Source organism: Aerococcus sp. 1KP-2016, from assembly GCF_002252085.1.
In the GTDB taxonomy this organism is placed as follows: domain Bacteria; phylum Bacillota; class Bacilli; order Lactobacillales; family Aerococcaceae; genus Aerococcus.
Genome location: NZ_NEEY01000015.1, coordinates 24233 through 36254 on the forward strand (window position 1 = coordinate 24233; position 12022 = coordinate 36254).

12 protein-coding genes, 1 pseudogene and 1 riboswitch are annotated in these 12022 nt (G+C 37.9%); of the genes and pseudogenes, 12 read left to right on the plus strand and 1 reads right to left on the minus strand.

Features of this window, described 5'->3' with window-relative positions; all coding sequences use genetic code 11:
- The first annotated feature begins 399 nt into the window (after positions 1-399).
- From B9P78_RS04455 to B9P78_RS04510, 12 genes and pseudogenes are all read left to right on the plus strand, one after another.
- Positions 400-795: a reductase gene (locus B9P78_RS04455; RefSeq protein WP_094518325.1), complete on the plus strand. Its 396-nt coding sequence runs from the start codon at positions 400-402 to the stop codon at positions 793-795.
- A gap of 16 nt (positions 796-811) precedes the next feature.
- Positions 812-1570 (plus strand): segregation/condensation protein A, encoded by a 759-nt coding sequence (locus tag B9P78_RS04460; RefSeq protein ID WP_094518326.1) that lies wholly within the window; start codon positions 812-814, stop codon positions 1568-1570.
- Entirely contained in the window at positions 1567-2199 is a 633-nt protein-coding gene (scpB, locus tag B9P78_RS04465) for an SMC-Scp complex subunit ScpB (RefSeq protein WP_094518327.1), read from the plus strand. The genes B9P78_RS04460 and scpB overlap by 4 nt, the downstream gene beginning before the upstream one ends.
- Positions 2200-2228: 29 nt before the next feature.
- On the plus strand, positions 2229-2951 hold the full coding sequence (locus B9P78_RS04470; protein WP_094518328.1) for a pseudouridine synthase: 723 nt from the start codon (positions 2229-2231) through the stop codon (positions 2949-2951).
- Between the two features lie 79 nt (positions 2952-3030).
- A riboswitch (FMN riboswitch) is annotated at positions 3031-3148 on the plus strand.
- A gap of 106 nt (positions 3149-3254) precedes the next feature.
- Positions 3255-3875 carry an ECF transporter S component gene (locus tag B9P78_RS04475; protein WP_094518329.1) on the plus strand — a complete coding sequence of 207 codons (621 nt, stop codon included), beginning with the start codon at positions 3255-3257 and terminating at the stop codon, positions 3873-3875.
- Between the two features lie 86 nt (positions 3876-3961).
- A complete protein-coding gene (locus tag B9P78_RS04480) occupies positions 3962-5035 on the plus strand; it encodes a hypothetical protein (protein WP_094518330.1) in 1074 nt (357 codons plus the stop codon).
- Positions 5014-6495 carry a RecQ family ATP-dependent DNA helicase gene (locus B9P78_RS04485; protein WP_094518331.1) on the plus strand — a complete coding sequence of 494 codons (1482 nt, stop codon included), beginning with the start codon at positions 5014-5016 and terminating at the stop codon, positions 6493-6495. The genes B9P78_RS04480 and B9P78_RS04485 overlap by 22 nt, the downstream gene beginning before the upstream one ends.
- Before the next feature lie 96 nt (positions 6496-6591).
- Complete coding sequence (locus B9P78_RS04490; protein WP_094518332.1) at positions 6592-7377, plus strand: LysM domain-containing protein; 786 nt, start codon at positions 6592-6594, stop codon at positions 7375-7377.
- A 33-nt stretch (positions 7378-7410) separates the two neighbouring features.
- Positions 7411-8096 (plus strand): annotated as a pseudogene (gene cmk, locus B9P78_RS04495) ((d)CMP kinase).
- 172 nt (positions 8097-8268) lie between these two features.
- Entirely contained in the window at positions 8269-9561 is a 1293-nt protein-coding gene (rpsA, locus tag B9P78_RS04500) for a 30S ribosomal protein S1 (protein ID WP_094518333.1), read from the plus strand.
- A gap of 99 nt (positions 9562-9660) precedes the next feature.
- Complete coding sequence (der, locus tag B9P78_RS04505; RefSeq protein ID WP_094518334.1) at positions 9661-10971, plus strand: ribosome biogenesis GTPase Der; 1311 nt, start codon at positions 9661-9663, stop codon at positions 10969-10971.
- 160 nt (positions 10972-11131) lie between these two features.
- Entirely contained in the window at positions 11132-11407 is a 276-nt protein-coding gene (locus tag B9P78_RS04510; protein WP_094518335.1) for an HU family DNA-binding protein, read from the plus strand.
- Positions 11408-11899: 492 nt separating this feature from the next.
- On the opposite strand, the gene B9P78_RS10670 is transcribed toward B9P78_RS04510, so the two are convergent.
- On the minus strand, positions 11900-12019 hold the full coding sequence (locus B9P78_RS10670) for an IS3 family transposase (RefSeq protein WP_107309498.1): 120 nt from the start codon (positions 12017-12019) through the stop codon (positions 11900-11902).
- Between the last annotated feature and the right edge of the window lie 3 nt (positions 12020-12022).

Genomic DNA, 12022 nt, shown 5'->3' on the forward strand with positions numbered 1-12022 from the left:
CTTGTGAGCCGTGGGATCATTGAAAACCAAGGTCTTTCAATTTGAAATCGAGCCAAGGTCTCGATTTCATCCTCTTTCACGGCTAAGGAACTACATTTTCAGTCCTTTAACCTGTGCCCATGATATATTTCAATCAAAATTTATAAGAAATTTTTCAAAGTAAAAGGCGTGCACAACTCTTTTTAAGAATTGTGTACGCCTTTTTAGAGGCCTTCTGTCCCAACCTCGCCTTTTTTCACACAACGGGACTAGCAGTAATGGATTTTTAGTTATCAGTAACTAAATGGTATTTCAATAAATTCTTTGTGAAAACTTTAGAAAAAATTGCCTTGCTTGTCGATGTATGCTAATGTACTGTTACGAATACTTTGTTATTGCAGTAATTGAAGGAGGCAAAACATGCTAGTGCCTTACATAGGAAAATACGAGAAAGTCGTAATGGGCCTACTATCCTACATTCCTGAATTCAAGGAATTTTCTGAATTAAAAGCAGAAATGGATAGAATACATAAACAAGAACGAAAAATATATTTATGGAAAGACGCAGAAAGCGACAATGTAATTGGTTTAGTGGGTTTTGACCAACATGACGATTCAGATACAATCGTAGTCCGTTATTTATCCATTAATCCTTCATTCCGTGAAGAAGGGCGCACCTATGCTATATTAACGGCTTTGAAAAAGGAGTACCCGGTTTATACATTGACAGGCGTTATCAGCTTATCAAGCTTGCTTTCTAAATGGGCAAAACATCGCCAGGAGCAAATAGCGGAAGATACTTTTTCCGGTAAGTAAGGGAGATAGGCCAAACATGATAGAAAAAACAAGTGAATTAACGTTAGATCTGGCGGCCTTTGAGGGGCCGCTTGATTTACTATTACACCTGATTAAAGACTTAAAAGTGGATATTTTTGATATTCCAATTAATATTGTTACTGACCAATATCTGGCATATATACACACATATGAAAATTTGTCATTAGATATTGCCTCAGAATATTTGGTAATGGCGGCAACTTTACTGGAAATCAAGACCCAGATGATGTTGCCTAAAACACCTAAAATGAGTGACGAAGAAGAGGATGAAGATCCACGTGATGCCCTAGTTGAGCAACTTTTGGCTTTTCAACAATATCAAGAAATTTCACATATTTTGGCAGATAAACAAGCTGAACGCTCATTAGAGTATACCAAGCAACCATCAGACTTATCAGCATATCAGGATAAAATTCCAATGACAGGGCGACAATTAACCCCGGATGATTTATATCGGGCCTTGCAAAAGATGGCCTTTCGCTTGAAAAATCAACAACCGATTCAAACGACTATATCCAATGACGGCTATTCAGTTAATATGGCCATGGCGGATATTCGTCAAGCTTTTGTAACTGCAGACAAGCAAATTTTGATGTTCCAAGAAACGGTGTTTGCTGGTAAAGCCCCAACAAGAGGCTATATTGTCACCTTATTTTTGGCTATTTTAGAATTAGTGAAGGCAAATGAGTTATACTTATATCAGGAAACAATTGTAGATGATATTCAATTAATTAGACGGGAGGAAAGTGAATGAGTGCTGTAGGCGCGATTGAGAGTTTACTTTTCGTAGCAGGAGAAGATGGCATAGCCATAGATGAGTTAGCAAACTTGCTAGAAATACGACAAGAGTGGGCTTTTTACTACGTCATGGTTTTGGGACAAAAGCTAAAAAATGATGATCAAGCTGGTTTGCGATTAACAGTCATCAATGAGCGTGTTCAATTAGTTACCAAAAGTGAATACGGTCAAATTGTCAAAAATTATGCTGTCTCACCATTTGCTACTAAATTATCCCAAGCAGCCTTGGAAACCTTAGCAATCATTGCTTACCAACAACCCATCACACGAATGGCTATTGATGACATACGTGGTGTGCAATCTTCAAATATGATTCATAAACTGTTAGAGCGTGATTTAATCATGGAACAGGGCCGGCAGAATTCACCAGGACGCCCAATTATCTACGGCGTAACCAATTATTTCTACCAATATTTTGGCTTAGAGTCACTTGAAGATCTACCAGATATTCATAACCTAGTATTAGATGGATCAGTAAATGAAGAAACCCTATTTAAAATTGATGAAAATGGGGAACCAGAGCAAAAAGATTTTGCAACAAAAGTAGAGACAAGTAAAGAGGAAGATTTGAGCGAAGAAGCTTAAAGTATTCTGAAAAATAGGAGTTAAGAGAGATGGAACGATTACAAAAAGTGATGGCACATGCAGGTGTTGCATCGAGACGTGAATCAGAAAAATTAATTGAAGCTGGTCGCGTGAAAGTGAACGGGCAAGTGGTTAGAGAGTTAGGGTACAAGGTATCCAATCAAGACCGTATTGAAGTGGATGAAGTACCTATCTACAAAGAAGAACCGGTATATTACTTGTTCTACAAGCCACTTGGCGTAATTTCAGCAGTGAAAGATGATAAGGGGCGTAAGGTCGTAACAGATTACTTCCCAGATGTGCAACAACGTATTTACCCTGTTGGTCGACTAGACTATAATACGTCAGGATTATTATTATTGACCAACGATGGTGAATTTGCTAACACCTTAATGCATCCGCGTTATGAAATCGATAAAGTGTATGTGGCTAAGGTTGAAGGTGTTATTAAAGGGGAAGAACGTAAGACGCTTGAACGTGGTGTCAAAATTGACGGCGTGATGACAGCACCAGCTAAGGCTCAAATCCTGTCTGTCGACCGTGATAAAGATAGCACCATTATTGAAGTTACGATTCATGAAGGCCGTAATCGCCAAGTCCGTAAAATGTTAGAAGCGATTGGACATCCAGTTACCAAACTGAAACGTGAACAGTATGGCTTCTTGAATTTACACGGTTTACGTCCTGGTGATGCTCGTACATTATTAAAACATGAAGTGCAAGAATTAATGGAATATGCCAAGAAAAAATAATTCCAAAAAAATGAAGCAACTTACTTGAAATAAGAGAAAATGATGCTATAATAAGTCTTGTAATTAAATATAAATTTTAAGCAATCTTCAGGGCAGGGTGTAATTCCCGACCGGCGGTAAAGTCCGCGACTCCCATTTGGGACTGATCTAGTGAAATTCTAGAACCGACTGTAAAGTCAGGATGGGAGAAGATGGGCGAACTATGCTTGTTTGCTCGTACTCTTTTTACCTTGAAGGTGGAAAGAGTTTTTTTATTGCCACCTTTAAGAGCCAACCCCATGAAGTAGAAAAGGAGAAAGTAACATGGGAAAAAGTAACACGCAACAAATCGTTTTGGTCGCAATCGTAGGAGCTATATCATTTATATTAATGTTTGTTGGTTTTCCAGTAATTCCAGCATTACCATTTTTAAAAGTTGATTTTTCAATCGTTCCACTATTACTGATTGCATTTGTTTATGGTCCTAAGGGTGCAATTGGCGCAAGCTTTATTGCCAACTTCCTACACTACATGTATACAGGTGGGGAAATGGGTATTCCAATTGGCGATACTACAGCATTTATTGCGACTATCGCATATATCTTACCAATCTATTACATCTTAAAAGACCAAATGCTTGCAGCCTACACTAATGACGGTCGCGAAGCCAATATCAGTCACGGTAAAACAATCACAGCATATGTGATTTCAATCTTATCGTTAACAATTGTAATGACTGTATTGAACTATTTCGTGATTACACCATTCTATATGCAAGTAATGAACTTTGATGTTGGCAACATGCAAACATATCTTTTAGCTGGTATCATACCATTCAACTTAATTAAAGGCGTACTGGTATCATTATTAGCACATTTTGTATTAGTACAAACATTACCAACAATGATTCATCGTTTTGGTAGCCCTCAATTATCTCGTCAATAGAGATGTTTTATCGTTAAATATTTGTTATAGTAAAGCTATCGAGTATTTGACAACTAAAATAATCATCGGTATTTGGAGGGATTTTCTTGGACACTTTATTAATGGCAGTTGCATACAAGGCCCAAGAACTCCCTGCAAATTCGGTATATCAAGTGTTGATTGGCAAGCGAACTGCCACAACACTTTTTTTTGCGTTTTCAAATCGTATCACCAGCCTTATTGGCCTATATCCAAAGCTGACTAAGGAAGAATGGGCACAGTATTTGAAGGAAGCGGCTAACTACCCATCCTTAACTGCAATTTATCGTCACCATGCGCAACCATCATTTATTCAGATGGTGATTGAGGAAATACTTCCCTTACGTGATGGTTTAATCATTTCAAGTAGCCGGCAAATTTATCGTCAAACATTGCAATTGATGATGCAAGTTGTCTCGTATGCCAATGTACATGTTCGTAGTTATATACCTTTCGTACAAGATATTCATGCCCAATTTCTTGTGAAAATCTGGGTTAACCATGTCAAGAACGTGTTCCAATATGGGTTGGCTGATGTTGCCAAATTGATACAAGACCAATTGTTGATTGATTTAAGTCGGTATCCTGATCAAGCTGCCATGATATTCTTACAACAATTTGAAGGGGCAAATGTACCTGCAGTCACTTTAGAACAAATTGCAGAAATCCATGAAGCTAGTAAACGTGAGATACTGATCGTGCAGCAAGCTATAACAGATGATTTATGGGCTCAGTGGTTAAAAGGAAAAAATGCGACGCCCGGTCAAGTATTACTCACAGATTTTGTCAACGTGGTAGATACTTTTTTTAAAAAGTGGAATGATTCGACCAATAAAACAGCTCTCATGCTAAAAGGTGCTACTATTTCAGTGGCAGAAATGGCAAATAGGCGCAATCTGAAACCTTCTACGATTACAGAACATTTTATTGAAATTGCCTTCAGTCAGCCAGAACTACTCGTCAATCGTGTGAAAGCGGCATTGCAGCTCGATGATGTAGGCGTATTACTAGATCATGAACCGGATGCAACGTTTGATGCGTTTCAAGCAAGGTTTGGAGACCAGGATTATTGGTTGTATCGTTATTGGAAAATCATTTATCAGAAAGGACCAGATGGCTTATGGGATGGCAGAAAAAATTAAGTGAAATGACAGGCTATAATCATTTTAAGCCGGGTCAAATAGAAAGCTTGGAGGCTTTAGAAAATGGGAGAAATGCGCTGGCCATTTTACCAACAGGTGGGGGAAAGTCCCTGATTTATCAGCTCAACCAATATCAAGCCCCTGGTATTACGGTGATTGTCTCACCATTAATCTCGCTCATGCAAGATCAAGTTGGGCAGTTACAAATGATGGGACTAGGTCAAGGTATTGCATTAAATTCGACCTATGAAAAAAAGCAACAAGCTTATATTTTGCGCCATTTAGACCAATATAAATTTGTATTTATTTCGCCCGAAATGTTATTAAAAAATCAGGTATTAGAAAAACTCAAAACAATGGATATTCATTTACTAGTGATTGATGAAGCCCATTGTATTTCGCAATGGGGCTTTGACTTTAGACCTGAATATACAGAATTAAAGGCGGTGCGCCAATTCCTAGGACATCCACAAACGCTGGCCTTATCAGCAACAGCATCAAGCGACACTTTGGACGATATTCAAGAATATTTATTTGAACATGATGAGCAAGCAATGTTGATTAAGGAATCAGTTGACCGACCGAATATTTTTTATATATTTGAGGAATTAGAAAGCCATATGGATAGAAGAAATTTTTTGTTGCAATGGTTAGCAGAATTACCCAAACCAGGAATTGTTTATGTTCACCATAAAAGTGAATTAGAAGAATTAACTAAATTTGTAAAAGCAAATACTGATTTCCAAGTAGCATCCTACCACGGTGATCGAACACTAGCAGATCGGCATATTATACAAAATCAGTTTATAAATGGATTGTTGGATGTCGTTTTTGCTACATCTGCTTTTGGTATGGGCATCAATCATCCCAATATCCGTTTTGTACTTCATTATCATTTACCTAAAAATATTGCTGATTTTGTACAAGAAATTGGCCGGGCGGGGCGTGATCAAGAACAGGCAGTTGCGGTTGTATGCTATGATCAGAGCGAGCGGGCAAGATTGCAGCAAATTCGCCGAGTGTATGAAGACGAAGCGGATTTATTGGAGCGTTTGTTAGTGCCCTTATTTGAAGGTAAGCTGACAGTTGATATGTTAGATCAGTATTCAGACACGATTATAGCCATGCTTAAATTCTATAAGCATCATTTTCATACGCTAGCGGATGCCAGATTGCACGCACAAAAATTGAGACAGACCAAAATGCAGCAAATTTTTCAAATGCTGGATTTAACGAATCATGAAGGCTGCTATCGAAAGCTTTTATTAGGCCATGCGGATGAAACTTTAAAGGAGCAACCGGACTTATGTTGCACACACTGCCATCCAGAGTTTCGAACAAAAACAAGTTGGCAGGAATTTATGAAATTACCCAAAGCGCTTGAAGGTCTACCAGGGCGTGCATCTGAAGTTGGTAATAAGCTATCATGGCGGTTACGCTTAGAAGAATTATTTAGTTAGCAAAAGGGGATAAACTTTTGTTAAACTACTGAATGTGTTACTGACATTAAAAGGGGTTCATGGTACAATTCTTAATGATAAGAAAGGGGTAGCAGGATGAAGTTCTGGGATAAATTAACCAAAAAAGATCAAAAAAATTCAGAGGATACATTTGATCAAGTGCAAGATGATTCAGTTGAAACTGACCAAGTCCCCCCTACAAGTGACGATTTTCAAAATCAAGGCTTTGGTGAGTTTGAGAACTTAAAGAATCAAAAATATACACGCACTGCTCGAAATAAGAAGAATAACAATGATTCAATTTCGACAACGTCTAAGGTATTGGCTTTCTTGTTATTTGTTATGATTGTAATACCGATATTAGTGTTCGCTTATATGAATAATGAAAGTCGAGTACCAGAGCCTGAATCTACGGAACAAGTTATGGTATCGAAGACGCAAAACATTGAATCGATGTCTAAAGCTAGTGAATCTGCTTCAGAATCAGCATCTATCTCTGTTTCTGAATCAATTGTTGCCTCAGAAAGTGCTGTGGCAGCTTCAGAATCAGAATCAATACGCTTAGCATCAGAACAAGAATCTTCAAGTATTGCAGCTAGTGAAGCTGCTGAAGCTGCAGCTGTTGCAGCAGCTCAAGCAGCATCAGCAAGTGCAGCGGAATCTGCATCAATCGCAGCTTCACAATCAGAAGAAGCAGTATCCGAATCTGTGGCTTCTGAAAGCGAATCATCTTCAACAGGTACTTATACCGTTCAAGTTGGGGACAATTTATATCGTATTGCTGTGAATAATGGTATGACCTTAGACGAATTGCTAGCATTAAATGGCCTTACGGCAAATTCAAGTATTGGTCCTGGGACGGTATTACGTGTAACAGAATAAGAAAGAAATAAAATTGAAAGAGTGGTGGACAGATTGTCTAAAGCGATTCAAATCGCCATCGATGGCCCTGCTTCGTCAGGAAAAAGTACCATCGCTAAAAAATTGGCTAAGCGTTTAGCTATGTATATTTAGATACAGGCGCAATGTATCGAAGCATTACCTTGCTTGCATTAGAAAAAGGTATTGATGCAAGTGACCATCAAGCGCTACGCGACTTAGCAGAAGCTAGTGAAATTGTTTTCCAAGTGAATGATAGTGGGCAAAGTGTTTGGGTAAATGGCGTAGATGTTACCGATGAAATCAGAACAGATCAAGTATCCCAAGCTGTTTCTGCCTATTCGGCTGTATCCGATGTTCGCGAAGTCTTAGTAGAAAAACAACGTGATTACACTAAAGGCGGACAAGGCATTATTATGGATGGTCGTGATATAGGAACTGTAGTTTTACCAGCAGCAGAATTAAAGATTTTCCTAACAGCGTCTGCTGAGGAACGTGGTCAACGCCGCTTTCTAGAAAATCAAGCAAAAGGGTATTCAGAAATGAGCCTAGAAGCATTAATTGCTGATATTAAACGCCGTGATCTTTATGATTCAACTCGGGAAGATAGTCCACTGAAACCTGCCGATGATGCCATTATTTTGGATTCATCAGATATGGATTTGGATCAAGTGGAAGAGGCCATTTTTTCATATGTAAACGAAGTATTATCACAAAATTAAACAATGGACCAGAGAGAATACATAAAAGAACGCTAAAATCAATAGAAATTAGGGTTCTTTTCTTGCTGTTTTAAGTCTTATTGGTTGAATATAGTTGAAATAAGTGATATAATGATAATTGATCATTGGCTTAGTGCGAATGAGGTAGTACATTTAGGAGAGGATTTAGAGTATGTCAAACGAATTTAATCAAAATCAAAATCAAAATAACGAAGAAATTCCATCAATGGAAGAGATTCTTGCTGAATCAGTAGAAGTGAAAATTGGTGATACAGTAACAGGTGAAGTATTATCAATCGACGATAACCAAGTAATTGTTGGTATCGAAGGCGCAGGTGTTGAAGGGGTTATTCCTTTCAAAGAATTATCTGCTACACCAATCGACTCAATTACTGACGTCGTAAACATCGGTGACACTTTAGAATTAGTAGTCATCAAACAAATCAAAGAAAAAGAAAATGGTTCATTCTTACTTTCTCGTCGTCGTATCGAAGCGAAAAAAGTATGGGCTGAATTAGAAGCTAAAGCTGAAAACGGTGAAGTAATCACAGTTCCAGTTAAGAGTGTAGTAAAAGGTGGATTAGTTGTTGACGCGGGTGTACGTGGTTTCATCCCAGCTTCAATGGTTGAAGACTTTTTCGTAGACGATTTCTCTCCTTACAAAGGCCAAGAGTTAGAAGTTAAAATCGTTGAAATCGAACCAAGCGAAAACCGTTTAATTCTTTCACACAAAGAAATCGCTGCTGAAAAACGCAAAGCGGAACGTGCTGAAAAATTAGGTTCATTCAACGAAGGTGACAAAGTTACAGGTACTGTAGCTCGCTTGGCAAACTTCGGTGCATTCATCGACTTAGGTGGCATCGACGGTTTAGTACATATCTCACAAATCGCTCAAGCACACGTTAACCATCCTTCAGATATTTTAAGCGAAGGTCAAGAAGTTGAAGCTTTAGTTCTTGCTGTTGATGAAGAACGCGGACGTATTTCATTGTCTATCAAAGGTTTACAACCAGGACCTTGGGAAAATATCGAAGAAAAAGCGCCTAAAGGTGCTGAATTAGAAGGTACTGTACGTCGTTTAGTAGACTTCGGTGCGTTTGTTGAAGTATTCCCTGGCGTTGAAGGTTTAGTTCATATTTCTCAAATTTCTCATGAACATATCGCAACTCCTGCTGACAAACTTACAGAAGGTCAAACTATTCAAGTGAAAGTTTTAGATGTTGATCCTGAAAACGAACGTTTATCATTATCAATTAAAGCTTTAGAAGAAGCACCAGAAGTTGATGCTTCAGCAGCACAAAGTGCGCCACGTGAAGAACGTCGTCAAAACAAACCTCGTAAACAAAACAACAATCGTCGTAACACTACATCAAACACAACTTCAGATGAAGAATCTGGATTCACATTTGGTGATTTACTAGGCGATCAATTAAAAAACTTCGATTTCGGTGACGATAACGAATAATTTTTATTAATAAACCATAATTTGGTTTGATGGTAGGTTGGGGAAACTCACCTACCTTTTTTATTGAAATAGATAAAGATTTCGAGAGGAGGCAAATACATGTCTAATTTAACAATAGCAATAGTAGGACGACCAAATGTTGGTAAGTCTACAATTTTTAACCGCGTGGTAGGAGACCGTATTTCAATTGTACAAGATGAACCTGGTGTAACACGTGACCGAATCTATGCACAAGGCGAATGGTTAGGTAAACAATTAAACGTGATTGATACTGGTGGTATCGAATTTAATGATCAAGATTTCATGACACAAATTCGTTTGCAAGCAGAAATCGCAATGGAAGAAGCAGATGTTATTATCATGATGACAAATGTGCGTGATGGGGTTACCAAAACCGATTCACAAATTGCAAGTATGCTACGTAAAACAGATAAACCAGTCGTTTTAGCAGTCAATAAAGTAGATAATCCTGAACAACGTGCAGAAATTTACGATTTCTACTCATTAGGTCTAGGGGATCCGTTCCCAATTTCTGGTTCTCACGGTTTAGGTATCGGGGATATTCTTGAAGAAGTATTTAAGCTAGCGCCAGATGACATTTCAAATGAAGATGATGACGATACCATTTCATTTGCATTAATTGGACGACCAAATGTTGGTAAGTCTTCAATGGTAAATGCAATTCTAGGTGAAAACCGAGTGATCGTATCAGATGTTGCGGGGACAACCCGTGATGCAATTGATACAAGTTTCGAAGAAAATGGCCAAGTATTTAAGATTATTGATACTGCAGGTATTCGTAAACGTGGTAAAGTCTACGAAGCAACAGAAAAATATTCTGTCATGCGTGCCATGCGTGCCATTGAACGAGCACAAGTTTGTTTGGTCGTGTTAAATGCTGAAGAAGGTATCCGTGATCAAGATAAAACAATCGCAGGGTATGCCCATGAGGCAGGCCGTGGTATTATCATCGTTGTGAATAAATGGGATACACTTGAAAAAGATAATCATACGATGAAGAAATTTACGGATGATATCCGTCGTGAATTTCAGTTTATCGACTACGCACCCATCTTATTTGTATCTGCGGAAACGAAACAACGTTTGACACAATTACCTGAAATCATTGCCCACGTACATGGTAACTTTAACCGTCGTGTACAATCATCATTATTAAATGAGGTACTTGTGGAAGCAATCCGTGTTAATCCGGCACCATCGGACAAAGGTAGAAAACTGAGAATTTACTATTTAACACAAGTGAAATCAGCACCACCAACTTTTGTGGCCTTTGTGAATGATGAAGAATTAATGCATTTCTCATATGAACGTTTTCTTTCAAATCAAATTCGAAAATCATTTGATTTCTTAGGTACACCTATACAAATCATTACAAGAAATCGGAAATAGCCGAAAAATTGTAAAAATATTGTGAATTTTGACTAAAAACGTTGTTATATAGCGGTTTGTATGGTATCCTAAAAAAGGATTATCTGAGAAGTATTTCGATTATCCTGATATTTATCTAAGATAAATATTTCCGAGAATATTCGGAGGAGGTGAAATTAGAATGGCAAATAAAGCAGAATTAGTACAAAACGTTGCAAATGCAGTAGGTGATTCTAAAAAGAACGTCGCTCCAGTTGTTGATGCAGTTTTCGAACAAATCGAAGCATTTTTAGCTGAAGGTGAAAAAGTTCAATTAATCGGTTTCGGTAGCTTTGAAGTACGTGACCGTGCGGCTCGTAAAGGTCGTAACCCTCAAACTGGTGATGAAATCGAAATTCCTGCAAGCAAAGTACCAGCTTTCAAACCTGGTAAAGCGCTTAAAGACGCAGTTAAATAATGATTTTAGAAACGTCGTCAATGTCTTAGACATTGACGGCTTTTTTGTATCTTCATATAAATGGTTTGAGACTATCTTCAAATGAGTATAACTTTAACGAAAGGTATTTTGTGCAGATTATGGGTGATTGTATATATTAAACCTAAAATGGACGGTAATTGGAAAGTTCGGGGTGTTCTGCTTTAAAAAATGAGCGATTTTTAGTCACACAGAGGGATAACCTTTCGCTTTTTTTTTAATGGGAAAGTTCAGGTTGTTTTATTTTGCGTTTTTTTTCATAAATGTAATCACAGCTGGTTTTGGTTTCCATTTTTCGTTTATTTTAAATCTGATATACATAATGCTGTAAAAATAAGCATCTTTCCTCTTCAAAAGGCATATCATTCCAAAGAAAAAAGCGGCTGAGACCTTATTGAACTGCCCCCTGTCAAGCAGACAGGTAAATAAATAAAATATTTAAGCCATGCATCAATTTTAATATGCATGGTTTTTTTATGCTGGAATACGCAATCCCATGCTAAGTGGAACTCGCTCCATATTATAAAATTCAATATAAGATTGAAGTGCATCATTTAACTCTTCAAACGTATCGTATGCTTCTAATTGTGGCATTTC

Excerpts from the sequence above, each read along its gene's own strand:
- der (WP_094518334.1), top strand. The coding sequence starts at position 9,661 with ATGTCTAATTTAACAATAGCAATAGTAGGACGACCAAATGTTGGTAAG.
- rpsA (WP_094518333.1), top strand. The coding sequence starts at position 8,269 with ATGTCAAACGAATTTAATCAAAATCAAAATCAAAATAACGAAGAAATT.
- B9P78_RS10670 (WP_107309498.1), bottom strand. The coding sequence starts at position 12,019 with ATGCCACAATTAGAAGCATACGATACGTTTGAAGAGTTAAATGATGCA.
- B9P78_RS04510 (WP_094518335.1), top strand. The coding sequence starts at position 11,132 with ATGGCAAATAAAGCAGAATTAGTACAAAACGTTGCAAATGCAGTAGGT.
- B9P78_RS04475 (WP_094518329.1), top strand. The coding sequence starts at position 3,255 with ATGGGAAAAAGTAACACGCAACAAATCGTTTTGGTCGCAATCGTAGGA.
- scpB (WP_094518327.1), top strand. The coding sequence starts at position 1,567 with ATGAGTGCTGTAGGCGCGATTGAGAGTTTACTTTTCGTAGCAGGAGAA.
- B9P78_RS04470 (WP_094518328.1), top strand. The coding sequence starts at position 2,229 with ATGGAACGATTACAAAAAGTGATGGCACATGCAGGTGTTGCATCGAGA.
- B9P78_RS04455 (WP_094518325.1), top strand. The coding sequence starts at position 400 with ATGCTAGTGCCTTACATAGGAAAATACGAGAAAGTCGTAATGGGCCTA.
- B9P78_RS04485 (WP_094518331.1), top strand. The coding sequence starts at position 5,014 with ATGGGATGGCAGAAAAAATTAAGTGAAATGACAGGCTATAATCATTTT.
- B9P78_RS04490 (WP_094518332.1), top strand. The coding sequence starts at position 6,592 with ATGAAGTTCTGGGATAAATTAACCAAAAAAGATCAAAAAAATTCAGAG.
- B9P78_RS04460 (WP_094518326.1), top strand. The coding sequence starts at position 812 with ATGATAGAAAAAACAAGTGAATTAACGTTAGATCTGGCGGCCTTTGAG.